Origin of the sequence: Actinosynnema sp. NPDC053489 (assembly GCF_044544865.1) — a bacterium.
GTDB lineage: Bacteria > Actinomycetota > Actinomycetes > Mycobacteriales > Pseudonocardiaceae > Actinosynnema.
Genome location: NZ_JBITXT010000005.1, coordinates 362657 through 381915 on the forward strand (window position 1 = coordinate 362657; position 19259 = coordinate 381915).

13 protein-coding genes and 1 pseudogene are annotated in these 19259 nt (G+C 72.1%); 10 read left to right on the forward strand and 4 right to left on the reverse strand.

The window, feature by feature from the left end; translation table 11 throughout:
- The first annotated feature begins 486 nt into the window (after positions 1–486).
- From ACIGNX_RS14050 to ACIGNX_RS14075, 6 genes are read left to right on the forward strand one after another with little or no spacing between them, the layout of a single operon-like run.
- Complete coding sequence (locus tag ACIGNX_RS14050) at positions 487–1593, forward strand: MCE family protein (RefSeq protein WP_396539825.1); 1107 nt, start codon at positions 487–489, stop codon at positions 1591–1593.
- Positions 1590–2606 (forward strand): MCE family protein, encoded by a 1017-nt coding sequence (locus ACIGNX_RS14055; RefSeq protein WP_396539827.1) that lies wholly within the window; start codon positions 1590–1592, stop codon positions 2604–2606. The genes ACIGNX_RS14050 and ACIGNX_RS14055 overlap by 4 nt, the downstream gene beginning before the upstream one ends.
- The gene (locus ACIGNX_RS14060; RefSeq protein ID WP_396539829.1) at positions 2603–3568 is read left to right on the forward strand and encodes an MCE family protein; all 966 of its coding nucleotides are present in this window, start codon (positions 2603–2605) and stop codon (positions 3566–3568) included. The genes ACIGNX_RS14055 and ACIGNX_RS14060 overlap by 4 nt, the downstream gene beginning before the upstream one ends.
- Positions 3568–4575, forward strand: coding sequence for an MCE family protein (locus tag ACIGNX_RS14065; protein ID WP_396539831.1), 1008 nt, complete (start codon positions 3568–3570; stop codon positions 4573–4575). The genes ACIGNX_RS14060 and ACIGNX_RS14065 overlap by 1 nt, the downstream gene beginning before the upstream one ends.
- Complete coding sequence (locus ACIGNX_RS14070) at positions 4572–5543, forward strand: MCE family protein (RefSeq protein WP_396539833.1); 972 nt, start codon at positions 4572–4574, stop codon at positions 5541–5543. The genes ACIGNX_RS14065 and ACIGNX_RS14070 overlap by 4 nt, the downstream gene beginning before the upstream one ends.
- Positions 5543–6637 (forward strand): MCE family protein, encoded by a 1095-nt coding sequence (locus ACIGNX_RS14075; protein WP_396539835.1) that lies wholly within the window; start codon positions 5543–5545, stop codon positions 6635–6637. Before ACIGNX_RS14070 ends, ACIGNX_RS14075 begins: the two co-directional genes overlap by 1 nt.
- Here the strand turns inward: ACIGNX_RS14075 and ACIGNX_RS14080 are convergent.
- The 4 genes from ACIGNX_RS14080 to ACIGNX_RS14095 form a co-directional block, all read right to left on the reverse strand.
- Positions 6634–7926, reverse strand: coding sequence for a PIN-like domain-containing protein (locus ACIGNX_RS14080; protein ID WP_396539837.1), 1293 nt, complete (start codon positions 7924–7926; stop codon positions 6634–6636). The two genes, ACIGNX_RS14075 and ACIGNX_RS14080, sit on opposite strands and share 4 nt — an antisense overlap.
- 119 nt (positions 7927–8045) lie before the next feature.
- Positions 8046–8426, reverse strand: a complete 381-nt coding sequence (locus ACIGNX_RS14085; RefSeq protein ID WP_396539839.1) for a YchJ family protein — start codon at positions 8424–8426, stop codon at positions 8046–8048.
- Positions 8427–8450: 24 nt separating this feature from the next.
- The gene (locus ACIGNX_RS14090) at positions 8451–8756 is read right to left on the reverse strand and encodes a hypothetical protein (RefSeq protein WP_396539841.1); all 306 of its coding nucleotides are present in this window, start codon (positions 8754–8756) and stop codon (positions 8451–8453) included.
- An 83-nt stretch (positions 8757–8839) separates the two neighbouring features.
- Positions 8840–10201 carry a glycoside hydrolase family 6 protein gene (locus tag ACIGNX_RS14095; RefSeq protein WP_396539843.1) on the reverse strand — a complete coding sequence of 454 codons (1362 nt, stop codon included), beginning with the start codon at positions 10199–10201 and terminating at the stop codon, positions 8840–8842.
- Positions 10202–10689: 488 nt separating this feature from the next.
- Here ACIGNX_RS14095 and ACIGNX_RS14100 point away from each other — a divergent pair.
- From ACIGNX_RS14100 to ACIGNX_RS14115, 4 genes and pseudogenes are all read left to right on the forward strand, one after another.
- A pseudogene (locus ACIGNX_RS14100) lies at positions 10690–12525 on the forward strand (glycoside hydrolase family 3 protein); the annotation flags it as partial.
- Positions 12517–12936 (forward strand): cellulose binding domain-containing protein, encoded by a 420-nt coding sequence (locus ACIGNX_RS14105; RefSeq protein ID WP_396540141.1) that lies wholly within the window; start codon positions 12517–12519, stop codon positions 12934–12936. The pseudogene ACIGNX_RS14100 and the gene ACIGNX_RS14105, both read left to right, overlap by 9 nt.
- 215 nt (positions 12937–13151) lie before the next feature.
- Positions 13152–16094, forward strand: coding sequence for a glycoside hydrolase family 9 protein (locus tag ACIGNX_RS14110; RefSeq protein WP_396539845.1), 2943 nt, complete (start codon positions 13152–13154; stop codon positions 16092–16094).
- A 115-nt stretch (positions 16095–16209) separates the two neighbouring features.
- Positions 16210–19140 carry a glycoside hydrolase family 48 protein gene (locus ACIGNX_RS14115; protein WP_396539847.1) on the forward strand — a complete coding sequence of 977 codons (2931 nt, stop codon included), beginning with the start codon at positions 16210–16212 and terminating at the stop codon, positions 19138–19140.
- Positions 19141–19259: the final 119 nt, after the last annotated feature.

The window sequence follows — 19259 nt, forward strand, 5'->3', positions numbered from 1 at the left end:
CGGTAACTCGGAGGCTCGGAGTTCTCCGGTCCTGTTCATGCTGTTCGCCCACCACCAAACGACTAGGTGTGATTCCGAACACTGTATTTTTGATCAAGAAAAGTTGTCAACCGGCGCGCACTCGCGTGACAAGTCCACCGGCGCCGCCGTGCGTCTTGTGACAACCACCTGCGGCGCCGGGGCGGCGGCGGTCGTCCGAGGCGCACGACCGATCGGGCGAGTCGCCGACCTCGCCGCGACCGGGTCGGCAGACGTGGCACGCGGGCTCCCGGGGTTCTCGACGACGCCGGTCATTGGTAGCCGCACGGCGGCCCGGGGCGCCAGGGCCCGACCCTCTTTGTGCATCCGGGTGAGTGGTGCGCGCAGTGTTCTTGTCATGCGGTTGACAAAGCTTTCCCGATCCTTGTGCGGTGCGGCGTCCATCAGTACCGTACTCGTCGGTAACGTCATTATCGGGCAATTCACACCACCTTCCGGAGAATATCCGTGGCAGTGCGTCGACGCCTGTTGGGGCTGCTGTTCGCCGCCCTTCTGCTCGCGCTGTGCGGCCTGTCCGTCGCGGCCTACCAGAAGGTGTTCACCGCGCGGGTGACCGTGTTGTTGCGCACCGACCACGTCGGCAACCAGTTGCGGGCAGAGTCGGACGTGAAGCTGCTCGGCGTGCCGGTCGGCGAGGTGCGGGCGATCCGCTCGCGCGGCGACGGCGCCGAGCTGGAGCTGGCCCTGCGCCCGGACCGGGTCGACCGCATCCCGGCCAACGTCTCCGCCCGCCTGCTGCCCAAGACCCTGTTCGGCGAGCGGTTCGTCAGCCTCGAACTCCCGGCCGACCCGGCGGGCGCGCTGGCCGAGGGCGCGGTGATCGAGCAGGACCGCACCTCCGCCGCGGTCGAGCTGGAACGGGTGCTCGCCGACCTGCTGCCCACCTTGCGGGCGGTGCGGCCGGACAAGCTGGCCACGGCGCTGACCTCGATCGCGCGGGCGCTGGACGGGCGCGGGGCGACGCTGGGGCAGACCGTCGTGCGGCTCGACGCCTACCTGCGCGAGCTGAACCCGCTGCTGCCCGTGGTGCGGGAGGACATCAGCCGGCTCGCCGACGCCGCCGGCGCGTACGCCGACGCGGGCCCGGACCTGGTGGCGGCGCTGCGGGACGCCACCGAGGTCAGCCGCACGATCGCCGAGCAGCGCGCCGACCTCGACGCGGTGTACGCGAGCCTCACCACCGCCTCCGCCGACCTCACCGGGTTCCTGCGGGACAACGGCGGGACGGTGGTCGCGCTGGCCGACCGCGCCCGGCCGACCGTCGAGCTGCTCGCCACCTACTCGCCCGGGTTCGGCTGCGTGCTCAGCGCGGTCAACGCCCTCCGGCCCCGGATGGACCAGGTGCTCGGCAAGGGCACCGACCAGCCCGGGGTCCACGCGGAGGTCACCGTCGTCCCGCCGGGGCAGCCGTACCTGCCCGGCCGCGACGAGCCGGCCGACCACCGCGGCGGCACGCCCCACTGCCCGGCCGGCCCGGCCAACGCCGTCGCGCCGGAGCAGGTGCCCGCCTGGGCGGGTCTGCTGGTGGGCGGCGGGGGAGTGGAACGCCGATGAGGGACGTCGCAGCCCCGCTGACCAAGTTTCTGGTGTTCGTCCTCGTCACGGTCGCCGCCACCGGGTTCCTCGCCGCCACCGTGGCCGGCAGCCGGGTCGGTTCGACGGTCGGCTACACGGCCCGGTTCACCGACGTCACGGCGCTGGCCGAGGGCGACGACGTGCGCATGTCCGGGGTGAAGGTCGGCCAGGTCGAGTCGCTGGAACTCGTGGACGACGAGCTGGTGGACGTCGGGTTCTCGGTCGTCGAGGGCCGGTCGCTGTCCGCCGGCGTCACCGCCACCGTCAAGTACCGCAACCTCGTCGGGCAGCGGTACCTCGCGCTGGAGCAGCCCGCCGGCCGGGTCGGGGGCGTGCTCGCGCCCGGCGACCTCATCCCGGTCGAGCGGACCACCCCCGCACTGGATCTCACCACGCTGTTCAACGGGTTCAAGCCGCTGTTCCAGGCGTTGAGCCCGGACGACGTCAACCGGCTGTCCCAGGAGATCGTGCAGGTGCTGCAGGGCGAGGGCGGCACGGTGGAGAGCCTGCTCGCGCACACCGCGTCGCTGACCTCGGCCCTGGCCGCCAAGGACGAGGTCATCGGCCGCGTGGTGGACAACCTCAACACCGTGCTGGAGACCGTCGACTCCCGCGACGACCGGTTCGGCGAGCTGCTGACCTCGATGCGGCGGCTCGTGTCCGGGTTCGCCGCCGACCGCGAGCCGATCGACAACGCCATCACCGGCCTGGCCGCGTTGAGCGACAGCACCGCGTCGCTGCTGGAGCAGGGCAGGCAACCGCTCAAGGACGACATCGCCGCGCTCGGCCTGCTCGCCGGCAACCTGGCCGACGCCCCCGAGCTGGAGCCGTTCCTGCGGACCCTGCCGGTGAAGTTCGAGGCGATCGGCCGCACCGCGTCCTACGGCTCCTGGCTCAACTTCTACCTGTGCTTCGCCTCCTCGCAGGCGCCACCCGCGCCCGGCGGACCGCCCGTCGGCATCCCCGTCACCGAATCGAGGTGCCACCGATGACGCGCAGACCGGTGCTGCTGGGAGCCACCGGCCTCCTGGTGATCGCCGTCGCCGCCGTGCTCGCGTTCTTCCTGGAGGACCTGCCGTTCCTCGGCGGCGGCACGCGGCACACCGCCGACTTCACCGAGGCGGCGGGACTGCGCGTGGACGACGAGGTCCGCGTCGCCGGCCTCAAGGTCGGCTCGGTGACCGACGTGCGGCTACACGAGGGGCGGGTGCGGGTGGCGTTCCGAATCGGCGGCGTCCGGCTGGGCGACCGCACCCGCGCCGAGATCCGCATCAAGACCCTGCTCGGGCAGAAGTACCTGGCGCTGGATCCCGAGGGCCGCGACCCGCTCGCCGGCACCATCCCGGTCGAGCGCACCACCTCGCCCTACGACGTGGTGGAGGCGTTCAACGAGCTGTCGACCACGGTCGACCGCATCGACACCGACCGGTTGGCGCGCAGCTTCGAGGTCCTCTCCGACACCTTCCGCGACTCGCCCGAGCACGTGAAGCGGGCGCTGGAGGGGCTGTCGTCGCTCTCGCGGACGATCTCCTCCCGCGACGGGCAACTGGCATCGCTGCTCCAGGGCGCGAACCGGGTCAGCGGGGCGTTGGCCCAGCGCAACCAGGACCTCGCCGCGCTCGTCACCGACGGCAACCTGCTGCTGGAGGAGATCGGCCACCGCCGGGACGCGATCGCGCGGCTGCTCGACGGCACGCGCGAGCTGTCCCGGCAGCTCTCCGGCCTGGTCGCCGACAACGACGAGCAGCTGCGGCCCGCGCTGGAGCAGCTGGAACGCGTCACCGACGTGCTGCGGGACAACCAGGAGTCGCTCGACCGGGGCCTGGCGCTGGCCGGGCCGTACTACCGGGTGCTCAACAACTCCCTGGGCAACGGCCGGTGGGTCGACACCTACCTGTGCGGGCTCGTGGTGGAACCGGGCGCGCGACGCGACTGCCCGACGGGGGGCCGCTGATGTTCGCCCGGACGCGCGGCGGCCGCCGGGTGGTCGTGGCGCTGGCGCAGGCCCTCGCGCTGGTGCTGGTGGCGGTGCTCGCGGTGTGGTGGGTGTTCCTGCGGCCGACGCCGACCCGCTTCACCGCCCGCTTCGCCGCCGCCGTCGGCGTGTACGAGGGGTCCGACGTCCGGGTGCTCGGCGTGAAGGTCGGCCGGGTGGTCGGCGTGCTGCCGGAGGGGGCGGCGGTCCGGGTGGACCTGGAGGTGGACCACGGCGTGGACGTGCCCGCCGACGCCCGCGCCGTCGTCGTCTCGCCGAACGTCGTGGCCGACCGGTACGTGCAGCTCACCCCCGTCTACACCGGTGGCGACCGGATCGCGCCCGGCGCGGTGCTCGACACCGCCCGCACGGCCGGCACGGTCGAGCTGGACCAGCTGTACGCGAGCCTCGACGCGCTGCTCACCGCGCTCGGGCCCAACGGCGCCAACCGGCAGGGCGCGTTGTCCGACCTGCTGACCACGGGCGCGGAGAACCTCGACGGCGCCGGCGCCGCCCTGGGCGAGACGATCCGGCGGCTCGCGGACGCGGCGCGGGCGCTGGCCGGGTCGCGCGACGACCTGTTCGGCACCGTCGACCACCTCCAGTCGGTCACCTCGGTCCTGGCCGCCAACGACGAGCAGGTGGGCCGGGTGGCCGACCAGCTGGCCGACGTGTCGGGCTTCTTCGCCGCCGAGCGGGACGACCTCGGGGCGGCGCTGGGCGAGCTGGCCACGGCCCTGGAGCAGGTGCGCGACTTCGTGCGCGACAACCGCGACCGCGTCAGGTCGGGCGTGGAAGACCTCGCCGTGCTCACCACCACCCTGGTGCGGCAGCGGCAATCGCTGACCGAGCTGCTGGAGGTCGCGCCCGTGGCGCTGCACAACGTGGTGAACGCCTACGACCCGGCGACGGGCACGTTGACCGCGCGGGCCAACCTCGACGAGTTCGTCCGCGACCTGCTCAGCGTGCCCGGCGGCACGCGGTGAGGCGGCTCGCGGCCCTCGGGCTGGTGCTGGCGCTGACCGGGTGCTCGGCGCTGCCCAGCGCGTACGACCTGCCGCTGCCGGGCGGCGCGGACCTGGGCGACCGCCCGTACCGGGTGACCGTCGAGTTCGACGACGTGCTCGACCTCGTGCCGCACGCCGCCGTGAAGGTGGACGACGTGGCGGTGGGCGAGGTGGAGGACGTGGCGCTGTCCGAGGACGGCGCCACGGCGCTGGTGCGCGTCGCGGTGCGCGGCGACGTGCTGCTGCCGGCGAACGCCCTGGGCCGGCTGCGGCAGTCCAGCCTGCTGGGGGAGAAGTACGTGGAGCTGGCCGCGCCGGCACAGCGCTCGGCGGCGCCACTGGTGGACGGCGCGGTGGTCCCGGTGACCCGGACCGACCGCAACCCCGAGGTGGAGGAGGTGTTCGGCGCGCTGTCCCTGCTGCTCAACGGCGGCGGCATCGCGCAGCTCCGGGACATCTCGCGCGAGCTGGGCGCGGCCTTGTCCGGCAACGAGGCCGCGGTGCGCTCGCTGCTGTCCACGATGGACTCGTTCGTCGGCGCGCTGGACTCGCACAAGTCCGAGATCACCCGTGCGCTGGAGGGCATGGACAGGCTCGCGTCCTCTTTGGAGGCGCGCAAGGGCGACATCGGCGAGGTGCTGGACGGCCTGGAGCCGGGCCTGCGGGTGCTGCACGAGCAGCGCGGGCGGCTGGTCGGCCTGCTCGACGCGTTGCGCGACCTCTCCGACGTCGCCGTGGACACGGTGAACCGGAGCCGGGACGACCTGGTGGCCGACCTGCGGGCCCTGGAGCCGACGCTGCGGCGGCTGGCCGAGTCCGGGCAGAACCTGCCGCAGTCGCTGGAGATGCTGCTGACCTTCCCGTTCACCGACGCCGTGCTGGACGGCATCAAGGGCGACTACCTCAACACCTACCTGACCCTGAAGCCACCACCCGGAGGGCGTTGATGATCACGCGGCGGATCAAGGCGCAGATCGCGCTGTTCGCGGTCATCGCGCTGCTCGGCGTCACCTACGTGGGCGCGAGGTACGCCGGCCTCGTGGTGGTGGACGACGGGTACGCGGTCCGGCTGGAGCTGGCGCGCGCCGGCGGCCTGTTCACCGGCGGCGAGGTGACCTACCGGGGCGTGCCGGTGGGCCGGGTAGGGCCGATCGCGCTGGGGGAGGGCGTGGTCGAGGTCGAGCTGCGCATCGACGGGGCCGCGCCGCCCATCCCCGCCGACGTGGACGCGGTGGTCGCGAACCGGTCGGCGGTGGGCGAGCAGTACGTCGACCTGCGACCGCGCGGCGGCGACGGGCCGTACCTCGGCGACGGTTCGGTGATCCCGCGCTCGCGCACCGCGGTGCCGCTGCCGGTGGAACGCGTGCTCACCGGCCTCGACGACCTCGCGCGCTCGGTGCCGGTGGACTCGCTGCGCACCGTGGTCGACGAGCTGGACCAGGCGCTGCGCGGCACCGGGCCGGACCTCCAGGCGCTGCTCGACGCGACCACGCGGTTCATCGAGTCCGCCACCGCGCACCTGCCCGCCACCACGCGGCTGATCGCCGACTCGGCCACCGTGCTGCGGACCCAGGTCGACCACGCGGCGGCGATCAACTCGTTCGCCGACGACGCCCGGCTGGTCGCGGCGCGGCTGCGCGGGTCCGACGGCGACCTGCGGCGGCTCATCGGGGCCGTGCCCGGCGCGTCGGAGCAGGTCAGCGCCCTGTTGCGGGAGTCGGGGCCGAACCTCGGCGTGGTCCTGGCCAACCTCCTGACCACGGCGGACGTCCTGGTCACCCGGCAGGGCGCGCTGGAGGAGGTGCTGGTGACCGTGCCGGACGCGGTGTCGGTCGGCGCGTCCGCCATCGGGTCCGGGCAGGCGCGGTTCGGCCTCGCCCTGACGTTCTTCGAGCCGCCGCCGTGCCGGGCGGGCTACGAGGGCACCCCGCGCCGGAGCGGCCTCGACACCTCGGCCGGACCCTTCAACACCGCCGCCGCCTGCACGCTCCCCCGCGGCTCCGGCACCGGCGTCCGCGGCTCCCAGAACGCGCCGCGCTAGTCCGAACCGCCGTCGAGGTCGTCCTCGTCCTCCTCCGCCGGGTCGTCCGCCAGGGCGGCCACCATGTCGGCGGGGATGCGGAACGCGACGGCCCTCACGCCGCTGTAGACCGGGGTGAGCGCCGCTTCGACGTCGCGGGCGACGACACCGCGGCTCTGCAGCATGCGCGTGATGCGGGCGACCGGTTTGGTGAAGCCGCGCAGCACCCGGTCGTCGTCGAACCCGCCGATCTCGTAGATCGCGTCACGCTCGATGCGCCCGCCGCGACGGGCCGCCTCCCGGATGACCTCCGCCTGCGGGCGCTCCTCGAAGTCCAGGTGCCGCAGCAGCGCCGCCACGCCGTCGGCGGTCCACGTCCCGCTCTCCTGGCTCTCGCTCACCCGGGCGACGTCGGTCACCGAGTCGCTGCTGACCTCGACCTCCAGCGCGGACGCCCGCCGCAGCAGGTCGACGGGCCGCATCAGGTACAGCCGCCTGCCGGACGCGGCGGCGAACTCCTCCACCAGCTCCACGCGCGGGCCGAGGAACTCCGACCGGTAGCGCCACCACCAGTCCTCCTTCTCGTCCCCGGTCACGAAGAGCAGGTCGGCGTCGCGCCGCGCCGCCTCCTGGACGGCCTGCGCCCACACCAGGTAGTCGCCCGCCGCACCCTCGGGCAGCGTCGAGTCCTCCTTGTTCGCGTCGAGGTACCCCGGCGGCTCCTTCGCGCCCGCCCGGCGCTTGCCCTCCTGCACCTGCGCCTTCCACTGCCCGTGGTCGGGCTTCGCGCCCACCTTGCCGCGCAGCAGCTCCTCCAGCCGGTCCAGCACCGGCTCGTGCCCGGGCACGCCCGGCGAGTCCGGCGCGGGCGGGGTGTGCGACCGGATCGCCGCGTCCAGCTCGTGGTGCAGCGCGGCCACCCTCCCGCCCAGCTCGTCGCGGACCGCGTCGGCCACGGCCGTGGTCTTGGCCCACTGGTGCAGCGCGTCCTCGGCCGCGCGCCGCTGCTTGCCCAGGGCGGCGAGCACCTGGTCGGTCGCCGCGGCCCGGCTCGCCAGCACGCTCAGCCGGTTGCGCCAGAACTCGCGCATGACCTGGTGCGGCACCCACAACCGGTCGCCCACCCCGCGCAGCAGGCCGAGCAGGTCGTCCCGGGTCGACCCGTTGTAGCGGTAGAGGTTGAGCAGCACGTTCGCGTCGACCACGACGAGCGCGGTGCGCAGGGCCTCGGCCAGCTCGTCCTCCGCGGGGCGGCGGTAGCCGGGGAAGGCGTCGTAGATCCCAGAGCTGCCGTCCGGCTGTTCCACCACGAAACGTCCCTCCGCACCCGTGCCGACTCCCGCGACCGCGGGGAGATCGTCGTGCGGGGGAGATCGTCGTACGGGCGCACGGCGTTTCAGGCCCATCGGCCGCCGATCGAACCGCCGCGCTACGCCGTGCCCACGTAGAGCCAGGCGCCGCCCTCGCGCACGAAGCGGCTCTTCTCGTGCAGCACCTCGTGCCCGCCCGGGTAGCGGTAGTGGGCGCGGAACTCCACCGTGCCCGTCGTCTCGAACGGGGTGCCGCCGGTGTGCGACAGCACCTCCAGCCGCGTCCAGCGCTGCTCCGGGTCGAGATCCAGCGAAGCGGGCCGGGTGTCGGGGTGCCAGGTGGCCAGCAGGTACTCCTCGTCGCCCACGGCGAACGCGCTGTAGCGCGAGCGCATCAGGGCCTCCGCGGTCGGGGCCTTGCGCGTGCCGTCGTGCAGCGGGCCGCAGCACTCGTCGTACGGCTCGCCCCGCCCGCACGGGCAGCGGTCCGGCGCGCTCATCCCGGCTCGCTCATTCGGGCGCGCTCATTCGGGCCGGTCGCAGGCCGTGCGGCCGGAGCGGTCGTAGCGCACCCACGCCAGGGCGTTCTCCGCCTCCCGGTCACCGGCCGCCGCGTCGGCCGCCAGCGACGCGTGCACCTGGTAGCGCAGGTCGGCGGGCACACCGGGGTTGGTGAGCAGGTTCGCCCGGATCGCCGGTCGCGGGTCGTCGGCCAGCAGCGCCAACGCCTCGGCGGGCGCGGACGGGTCGGCCGACAGCGCCTCGCGCACGGCGTCGTCCGGGTCGCGGGCCAGGGCCGCGCCCCGAGCGGCGGACATCGGTTCGGTCACGGCACCAGGATATAGGGGAAGCGGCTCCCCTCCCGTTGACTGCCAGTCGGGGAGGGGAGCCGCTTCGAGGGCCGGCTACGGCGTCAGCCGCACGCCACACCGTTCAAAGTGGGAGAAGTGAACGGTGGGGTACCGCCGCTGAAGCTCGCGTTGTAGCCGATGGTCGCGGTACCACCGGTCGCGAGTCCGCCGTTCCAGGCCGCGTTGCCGACGCGGACGATGTCGCCGCTGTCGGTCCACGTCCCGTTCCAGCCCTGGGAAACGGTCACACCGGGCGCGGAGAACGTGAGCGTCCAGCCGTTGAGGGCCGGCCCGCGGTTCTCGATGACGATCTCACCGGTGTACCCGCCCGACCACTGGCTCACCACGCGGTGCGTCACCCGGCATCCGTCCCCGGGGGGCGGAGTGGTGGTCGTGGTGGTAGTGGTCGTGGAAGTCGTGGTGGAAGTGGTCGTAGTAGTGGTGGTGGTGGTGGTGGTGGTGGTGGTGGTGGGGCCGGCGGCGATGGCGAGGTCGTAGGCGCGTTGGGGGACGAACTGGCCGGCTTGGGCGATGCAGCCGTCGGCTTCGCCGGGGAGTTTGACCCAGAGGAAGGCGTCGATGCGGGAGTCGCCGGTGTTGGTGGTGCTGGGGGTGCCGATCGCGCGGCCGGCGGGGTCGCACCACTCGGTGCCCAGGGGGCCGTTGCCGTTGCGGCTGGTGTCGATGACGGCCTTGAGGCGGCCGTCGCCCAGGGCGTTGAGGATGTTCTTGACGTAGGCGACCTCGTCGGAGGTGCGGCGGTAGTTGGAGACGTTGGAGGCGATGCCGTCGGCGCTGTTGGACACGTCGGCGGCGCGCAGCCGGTTGGCCGCCTCGGAGGGGGTCAGCCACGCCGAGTTGCCGATGTCGAAGTAGACCCGGGCCTGGGAGGAGCCGGCCTTGAGCCGCTTGCCGGCGTAGGCCAGCGAGGCGGTGGTCTCGGCCTGCTGGGAGGCGCTCTGGCAGTTGGTCATGATCGGCAGCACGTCGGGTTCGAGCACGATCGAGGCCGGGCGGCCGGCCAGGCCGGCGGCGATCTCGTCGATCCAGGCCCGGTAGGCCTGGTGCGAGGGCGCGCCGCCGCCGCTGGCGCCGCCGCAGTCGCGGTTGGGGATGTTGTAGACCACCAGGATCGGGATCTTCCCCGCCGAGGCCGCCGCGCCCACCAGGGAGTTGATCTCGGAGCGGACGGTGGAGGTGTTGGTGGTGGTGAACCACCGCGCCGCCGGCACCGAGGCGATCCGGTCCCGGATCACCGCGGTCCGCGAGTCGTTGGGGTTGGCCGCCACCCACCGCGCGCTGGAGGAGGACGGATCGGTGTAGAACGCCGAATCGGCCGCCCGCGCGGTCGTCGCGCCACCACCCAGCACCAGCGCCACCGCGCCGGCGACCAACACACCCGACAACCCCCCGGCGGCGGCCACCCGCAGACGGTGCCGCGGCCGGGAGGCGGAATGACCGGTGTCCGGGACGTCCTGTACTCGCATCGCGGGTCCTCGCAGCTTCGGTGCTGAACGGGGCTGACTGCCACCTGGGAGCGCTCCCAGGTGGCAGGACTGTAGCCACCCGGAAACGGTGAAGAAAAGAGGGCGTGATCCGGCGGTGACCGCCACCGGTTTTCACGGTCGGTGAGGGAATGGCCGAACGAATCACACGTGAGACGGCTGTGCCGCCGATGAACGCAGCGTCGCGCACTCACGGTGAGCGCTCCTCGTCGTCAATTGCTCTGATCGAGTGAGTGAGATGCGGGTCACGGTGAACCGCATGTTGATGTTGCGATTTCCGCGAATTGCTCCGGCCGGTCGTGCCGCACGTGGGCCGAAGGGATCAACTCTGGTGCGCGGAACCGGACATTCCTAGTCTGGGAACGCTCCCAGTCCCTGTTCCGGACCCCGTTCCCGGAGGCACCGCAATGACGCGCACTCCCTCCCGACCCGTCGCGGTGGCCGCGACGACGGCCCTCCTCGCGGCCGTCGCCCTCGCCGCCACCGTGCTCGTGCCGCACCTGCGGCCCGTGGCCGCCGCGCAGGTGGCCGCGCAGGCCGACCCGCGGGTCGAGCAGCTGCTCGCCCGCATGTCGCTGGACGACAAGGTCGGCCAGATGACCCAGGTCGACCGCGCCGCGCTGAAGTCGACCTCGGACCTGGCCACCTACCGGATCGGCTCGGTCCTGTCCGGCGGCGGCTCCGCGCCGACGCCGAACACCGCCCAGTCGTGGGCCGACATGTACGACGGCTTCCAGCGCACGGCGCTGTCCACGCCGCTGGGCATCCCGCTGATCTACGGCGTGGACGCCGTGCACGGGCACAACAACGTGCGCGGCGCGACGATCTTCCCGCACAACATCGGCCTGGGCGCCACCCGCGACCCGGACCTGGTCGGGCGGATCGGCGCGGCCACCGCCGAGGAGGTCGCGGGCACCGGCATCGACTGGAACTTCGCGCCCTGCCTGTGCGTGGCGCGCGACGACCGGTGGGGCCGGACCTACGAGTCGTTCGGCGAGGTGCCGGAGATCCCCACCGCGATGACCACCTACATCGACGGCCTGCAGGGCGCGACCCTCGGCGGCACGGCGGCCTCCGTCCTGGCCACCGCCAAGCACTTCATCGGTGACGGCGGCACCGCCGGCGGCGACGACCAGGGCGACGCGCGGATCAGCGAGCAGGAGCTGCGCGCGGTGCACCTGCCGCCGTTCAAGGCCGCCGTCGACCGGGGCGTCGGCTCGGTGATGATCTCCTACAGCAGCTGGAACGGCGTCAAGGCGCACGGCCACCGCTACCTGATCACCGACGTGCTCAAGACCGAGCTGGGCTTCACCGGGTTCGTGGTCTCGGACTGGGCGGGCATCGACCAGCTCGACGGCGCGACCGGCTTCACCGGCGCCGAGGTGGCCGCCGCCGTCAACGCGGGCATCGACATGGTCATGGTCCCGACCGACTACCAGCGGTTCACCGGCCTGCTCAAGGCCGAGGTCCAGGCCGGGCGGGTGACGATGGCCCGGATCGACGACGCCAACCGCCGCATCCTGACCAAGAAGTTCCAGCTCGGCCTGTTCGAGCGCCCGCTCACCGACCGGTCGCTGACCTCGACGGTCGGCTCCGCCGCGCACCGCGACCTGGCCCGCCGGGCGGTGCGGCAGTCGCAGGTGCTGCTGCGCAACGACGGCGTGCTGCCGCTGGCCAGGTCCGGCCGGTACTTCGTCGCGGGCAAGTCGGCCGACAACATCGGCTACCAGAGCGGTGGCTGGACGATCTCGTGGCAGGGCGGCAGCGGCGGCACCACCCCCGGCACCACCATCCTGCAGGGCATCCGCGACCTGGTCGGTTCCGGCGCGACGATCACCCACGACCGGTACGGCGCGGGCGTGGACGGCTCGTACACCGCGGCCATCGCGGTGGTGGGGGAGACCCCGTACGCCGAGGGCCAGGGCGACCGGCCCGACGGCCTCGGCCTGGACCGCGAGGACCTGGAGACGATCAACCGGCTGCGGTCGGCGGGCGTCCCGGTGGTCGTGGTGCTGGTGTCGGGTCGGCCGATGGACGTGGCGGGCCAGGTGGGCGACTGGGACGCGCTGCTGGCGTCGTGGCTGCCCGGCACCGAGGGGCGCGGCGTGGCGGACGTGCTGTTCGGCGACTACAACCCCACCGGCAAGCTGCCGATGACCTGGATGGCCACCAGCTCGCAGCAGCCCATCAACGCCGGTGACGGCAAGGTTCCGCTGTACCCGCTCGGGTACGGCCTGAGCTACGGCCCCACCACCACCACCACCACGAGCACGACGACCACCACCACGCCGACCTCGACCACCACGACGCCAACCACCACGACGACCACCTCGACCACCACCACCGCGCCACCGCCCGGCGGCTGCTCGGCCACCACCCGCGTGACGTCCTCCTGGCAGGGCGGTTTCCAGGCCGAGGTCACCGTCACCAACACCGGGACCGCCCGGCTGAACGGCTGGACCGTCGGCTGGACCAGGGCGGGCGACCAGGCGATCACCTCGCTGTGGAACGGCAGGCTGACCCAGACCGGCACGGCGGTGTCCGTGGACGACGTCGGCTGGAACGGCACGCTCGCGCCGGGCGCTTCGGGGTCCTTCGGGTACACGGCGAGCGGCTCGCCCACCACGCCCGAGCTGACCTGCCGGGCGAGGTAGCGGACCGCCGTGGTCACGCTCTGGGAGCGCTCCCCCACGCTGGGTCGTTCAGCCCAACACCCGCCGACGTTCGGCCCACACGGCGAGAGCCTGGAGGTCGAACTTGTCAAGGCTTTGTGGCTGAACCCTCTTTTCACGGTGTTTCGATGCCGTTACAGTCCCCGACTGGGAGCGCTCCCAGAAACCTCCACCGCCCTGCCCCTCGGAGGCACCGCATGCGACGACGCATGTCCGGAGCACTGGCCGGCACGCTAGCCGTGCTGGTCAGCGCCTTGACGCTGACCCCGTTCCAGCCCGCCGCCACGGCCGCGCCCGCGTTCAACTACGGCGAGGCACTCCAGAAGTCGATCTGGTTCTACGACGCCCAGCGCTCCGGCGACCTGCCGGAGGACAACCGGGTGAACTGGCGCGGCGACTCGGCGCTGCGCGACGGCAGCGACGTCGGCCTCGACCTCTCGGGCGGCTTCTACGACGCGGGCGACCACGTCAAGTTCGGGCTCCCGTTCGGCGCCTCCATGACCATGCTCGCGTGGGGCGCGGTGGAGAACCGCGACGCCTACGAGAACTCCGGCCAGCTCCGCTACCTGCTGTCCAACCTCAAGTGGGGCACCGACTGGATCATCAAGGCGCACCCGTCGCCGAACGTGGTCTACGGGCAGGTCGGCAAGGGCGACGACGACCACAAGTGGTGGGGTCCCGCCGAGGTCATGCAGATGGCCCGGCCGGCGTACAAGGTGGACGCCTCCTGCCCCGGCTCCGACCTCGCGGGCGAGTACGCGGCGGCGATGGCGTCGGCGTCGATGGTGTTCAAGCCGACCGACCCGACCTACGCGGCCACCCTGCTGACCCACGCCAAGCAGCTCTACAGCTTCGCCGACACCTACCGCGGCAAGTACAGCTCCTGCATCACCGACTCCGCCAACTTCTACAACTCCTGGAGCGGCTACCAGGACGAGCTGGTGTGGGGCGCGATCTGGCTGTACCGCGCCACGGGCGACGCGAGCTACCTGGCCAAGGCCAAGGCCGAGTACCCCAAGCTGTCCACCGAGCCGCAGTCCACCACGCGGTCCTACAAGTGGACCATCGCCTGGGACGACAAGTCCTACGGCGCCTACGCGCTGCTGGCCAAGCTCACCGGTGAGGCCGAGTACGTCGCCGACGCCAACCGCTGGCTGGACTACTGGACCACCGGCTACAACGGCAACCGGATCCGGTACTCGCCGGGCGGCCAGGCGGTGCTCGACACCTGGGGCTCGCTGCGCTACGCGGCCAACACCGCGTTCGTCGCGCTGGTCTACAGCGACTGGCTGCGCGACCGCGACGCCACCAAGGCGGCCACCTACCACGACTTCGGCGTGCGGCAGATCAACTACGCGCTGGGCGACAACCCGCGCAACTCCAGCTTCGTCGTCGGCTTCGGCGCCAACCCGCCGCGCAACCCGCACCACCGCACCGCGCACGGCGCGTGGGCCGACACCATGCAGGAACCCGTGACCAGCAGGCACATCCTGTACGGCGCGCTGGTCGGCGGCCCCAGCACCAACAACGACGCGTACGTGGACAGCCGCACCGACTACGTCGCCAACGAGGTCGCGCTCGACTACAACGCGGGCTTCACCGGCGCGCTGGCCCGGCTGTTCAAGGAGTTCGGCGGCACGCCACTGGCCAACTTCCCGGTCGCCGAGGCCACCGACGGCCCCGAGCTGACCGTGCAGGCGTCGGTCAACCAGAGCGCGCCCGGGTTCACCGAGATCAAGGCGTTCATCTTCAACAAGACCGCGTGGCCCGCCCGGATGTTCAACGGCTCGCTGCGCTACTACTTCACCCTGGACGGCTCCACCACGCCGGACCAGATCACCGTCACCACCAACTACAACCAGTGCGGCACGCCCAGCGCGCCCAAGCAGCACAGCGGTTCCACGTACTACGTGGACGTGCCGTGCCCCGGCGTGTACCCGGGCGGCCAGTCCGCGCACAAGCACGAGGTGCAGTTCCGCATCACCAGCACCGGCACGTGGGACCCGGGCAACGACTGGTCCTACGACGGCCTCGGCTCCGGCAACACGGTGGCGCTGACCGACCGCCTGGTGCTCGCGCAGGACGGCAAGGTGCTGTGGGGCAAGGAGCCCGGCCCGGCCGTCGTGGACCGCGAGGCGCCGACCGTGCCGCAGGGCCTGAAGGCGGTCGCCGGCCCGAACAACACCTTCACTCTGGGCTGGACCGCCTCCACCGACAACGTCGGGGTGACCGGCTACGACGTGCTGCGGGCGGACGGCACGGTCGTAGGTGCCACGGCCACCCCGACGTTCCCCCTCTCCGGCCTCGCGCCGGGCTCGCACTCCTTCTCGGTGCGGGCCAAGGACGCGGCCGGCAACGTGTCGGCGGCGAGCACGCCGATCACCGTCACCGTCGCCGACAACGGAGACCGCGAGGCGCCGACCGTCCCGGGTGGACTGACGGCCTCCGCCGTCACCAGCACCGGGGCGACGCTCACCTGGAGCGCGTCCACCGACAACAACGCGGTGGTGGGCTACGACGTCCTCCGCGCCGACGGCACGGTCGCGGCCACCACCACCGGCCTGAGCCACCAGCTGACCGGCCTGACCGCGGACACGTCGTACACCTTCGCCGTCCGCGCCAGGGACGCCGCCGGCAACGCCTCCGCGGCGAGCACCGCGGTGACCTTCCGGACCAGGACCGGCGGGGTGAGCGGCGCGCTGGCCGTGCAGCAGCGCGGCGGCGGTGGGGCGAGCGTCAACCAGATCGGCACGACGCTCGCCCTGGTCAACCGCGGCACCGCGGCGGTCGACCGGTCGACCGTGACCCTGCGGTACTGGTTCACCGGTGACACCGCCAACGCCAACTACCAGGTGTTCTGCGACTGGGCGGTGGTCGGCTGCGCCAACGTGCGCGCCACCGTCGTGAAGCTGCCCACCGCGCGGCCGGGCGCGGACGCCTACCTCCAGGTGTCGTTCGCCGCGGGCACCCTCGCCGCGGGGGCGAGCACCGGCGACATCCAGCTGCGGGTGGCCAAGTCCGACTGGTCGACCTTCAACCAGGCCGACGACCACAGCTACCGCGACGCTTCCTCGCTGACCGACTTCGACCGGGTGACCGCCTACACCGGCGGCACCCTCACCTGGGGCGTCGAGCCCTAGCACCAGGCTCGGCACGGGGCGTTCTGCGCGCCCAGGCGTCCCGTGCCGACTCCACTCCCCGCCACCGCCTTTCAAGCTCGCGGGTCAATGGCTGATCCGTGCAGGAGGAGGACGCATGAGGTACCGCACCAGAGCGGGACGGTTGCGCACCGGTCCGCTCGCGCTGATAGCCGCGGCGGCGACCGCCGCGGGTGTTATGCCGTTCGTCGCGCCGGTGGCGAACGCGGCCGTGGCTTGCACGGTCAACTACCAGATCTCCAGCCAGTGGCAGGGCGGCTTCGGGGCCAACGTGTCCGTCCGCAACGAAGGCGACCCCGTCAGCAACTGGCGCCTCACGTGGACCTTCCCGGACGGCCAGCGCGTGCAGCAGGGTTGGAACGGCACGTTCACGCAGAGCGGCAGCGCCGTGACCGTGGCCGCGCCCAGCTGGTCGCCGAACCTGGGCACGGGCGCCACCGTGACCCCGGGCTTCAACGGCTCGTGGACCGGCCAGAACCGGCCGCCGACGGACTTCGCGCTCAACGGCACCCGGTGCACCGGCCCGAACGTCAACGTCAACCCGACGGCGTCGCTCACCTCGCCGACCTCGGGCCAGGCGTTCCAGGTCGGCCAGCCGGTGACGTTCGCGGCCACCGCGGCCGACACCGACGGCACCGTCGCCAAGGTCGACTTCATCGCCGACGGCGTGGTCGTCGCCACCGACACCACGGCCCCGTACACGGGCTCGTGGACCGGCGCGACCGCGGGCGAGCACTCGATCGCGGCGCGGGCCACGGACGACAAGGGCGGCGTGGGCACCTCCACCGCCGTCGGCATCCGGGTGATCGCCGGCCAGAGCATCCAGGTCAGCCCGGCCACGCTGAACGTCAAGCAGGGCGGCACCGCCACCTTCGGCGTCTCCCTCGCCACCGCGCCCACCTCCTCGGTGACGGTCGCCGTGGCCCGCTCGGCGGGCAGCACCGACCTGACGGCCGCGCCCACGTCGCTGACGTTCACCACGTCCAACTGGGCGACCAAGCAGAACGTGACGGTCACCTCGGCGGCCAACGGCGGCGACCTGGCCACGGCCACGTTCACCGCCAGCGCCACGGGCGTCACGTCCGGCTCGGTGGAGGTCAGGGAGACCTCGGCGGACACCTCGCCGTTCGAAGAGGCGTTCCTCGAGCAGTACAACAAGATCAAGGACCCGGCCAACGGCTACTTCCGCAACTTCAGCGGGCTGCTGGTGCCGTACCACTCGGTCGAGACCTTCATGGTGGAGGCGCCCGACCACGGGCACGAGACCACCTCCGAGGCGTTCAGCTACTACCTGTGGCTGGAGGCGAGCTACGGCCGCATCAGCGGTGACTGGGCTCCGTTCAAGCAGGCCTGGGCCTCGCTCGAGCGCTACATCATCCCGGCGCACGCCGACCAGCCGACGAACGACAAGTACAACGCCTCCAAGCCGGCGACGTACGCGCCCGAGCACCCGCGGATGGACCTGTACCCGTCCGTCCTGGACTCGAACGTCCCGGTGGGTTCGGACCCGATCGCGGCCGAGCTGAAGGCCGCGTACGGCACGGACGACATCTACGGCATGCACTGGCTGATCGACGTCGACAACACCTACGGCTTCGGCCGCTGCGGTGACGGCACGACCGCGCCCGCGTACATCAACACCTACCAGCGCGGCTCGTCCGAGTCGGTGTTCGAGACCATCCCGCAGCCCTCGTGTGACACGTTCAAGCACGGTGGCCCCAACGGGTACCTCGACCTGTTCACCAAGGACGCGTCCTACGCCAAGCAGTGGAAGTTCACCAACGCCCCGGACGCCGACGCACGTGCGGTGCAGGTGGCGTTGCTGGCCCAGCAGTGGGCGACCGCGCAGGGCAAGGCGAGCGACATCGCCGCGGAGACCGCCAAGGCGTCCAAGATGGGCGACTACCTGCGGTACGCCATGTTCGACAAGTACTTCAAGAAGATCGGCAACTGCACCAGCCCGTCCTGCGCCGCCGGCAGCGGCAAGGACAGCGCGCACTACCTGATGTCCTGGTACTACGCGTGGGGTGGCGCGACCGACACGTCCGCGGGTTGGGCGTGGCGCATCGGTGACGGCGCGTCGCACCAGGGTTACCAGAACCCGCTCGCGGCCTACGCGCTGTCGCAGAACGCGGCGCTGAAGCCGAAGTCGGCCACGGCCGTGGCGGACTGGACGAAGAGCCTGGACCGCCAGCTGGAGCTGCTGCAGTGGCTGCAGTCCGCCGACGGCGCGATCGCCGGTGGTGTCACGAACTCGTGGGAGGGCAAGTACGGCACGCCCCCCTCGGGCACGCCGACCTTCTACGGCATGTTCTTCGAGCAGCACCCGGTCTGGCACGACCCGCCGAGCAACCGGTGGTTCGGCTTCCAGACCTGGCAGATGGAGCGCACCGCCTCGCTGTACCAGATGACCGGTGACGCGCGGGCCAAGAAGATCCTCGACAAGTGGGTCCCCTGGGCCATCGCGAACACCACCGTCGGCACCGGCGGGGACTTCCAGATCCCGTCCGACATCAACTGGACCGGCGCGCCGGACACCTGGAACCCCAGCTCGCCGGGCTCCAACGCCAACCTGCGCGCCACGGTGCTGAACTACAGCCAGGACGTCGGCATCGCCGCGTCGTTCGCCAAGACCCTGCTCAACTACGCGGCCAAGTCGGGCAACGCCCAGGCCCGGACCGTGGGCGAGGGCCTGCTGACGGCGCTGCTGGCGCACAAGGACGACAAGGGCATCGCCGTGCCGGAGACCCGGGCCGACTACAACCGGCTCGACGACCCGTACAACTCGTCCACGGGCGAGGGTGTCTACGTGCCGTCCGGCTGGACCGGCAAGATGCCGAACGGCGACGTGATCAACAGCTCCTCGACGGCGTTGTCGATCCGTTCGTTCTACAAGAACGACCCGGACTGGCCCAAGGTTCAGGCGTACCTGAACGGCGGCCCCGCGCCGACCTTCACCTACCACCGGTTCTGGGCACAGGCCGAGATCGCGACCGCGTTCTCGCTGCACTCGGAACTGTTCGGGTAGACCGCTGAAGGTCGCCGGCACCCCCCTCACGACGTGGTGAGGGGGGTGTTCGGCGTGTCGCGATTCGCCGCTCCGGCGTCTCAATTGTCGAATGCGTTCGACGTCGGCGTCCCGATGAA

Coding starts and splice junctions, on each gene's coding strand:
- ACIGNX_RS14055 (WP_396539827.1), top strand. CDS start 1,590: ATGAGGGACGTCGCAGCCCCGCTGACCAAGTTTCTGGTGTTCGTCCTC.
- ACIGNX_RS14060 (WP_396539829.1), top strand. CDS start 2,603: ATGACGCGCAGACCGGTGCTGCTGGGAGCCACCGGCCTCCTGGTGATC.
- ACIGNX_RS14065 (WP_396539831.1), top strand. CDS start 3,568: ATGTTCGCCCGGACGCGCGGCGGCCGCCGGGTGGTCGTGGCGCTGGCG.
- ACIGNX_RS14075 (WP_396539835.1), top strand. CDS start 5,543: ATGATCACGCGGCGGATCAAGGCGCAGATCGCGCTGTTCGCGGTCATC.
- ACIGNX_RS14085 (WP_396539839.1), bottom strand. CDS start 8,426: ATGAGCGCGCCGGACCGCTGCCCGTGCGGGCGGGGCGAGCCGTACGAC.
- ACIGNX_RS14110 (WP_396539845.1), top strand. CDS start 13,152: ATGCGACGACGCATGTCCGGAGCACTGGCCGGCACGCTAGCCGTGCTG.
- ACIGNX_RS14115 (WP_396539847.1), top strand. CDS start 16,210: ATGAGGTACCGCACCAGAGCGGGACGGTTGCGCACCGGTCCGCTCGCG.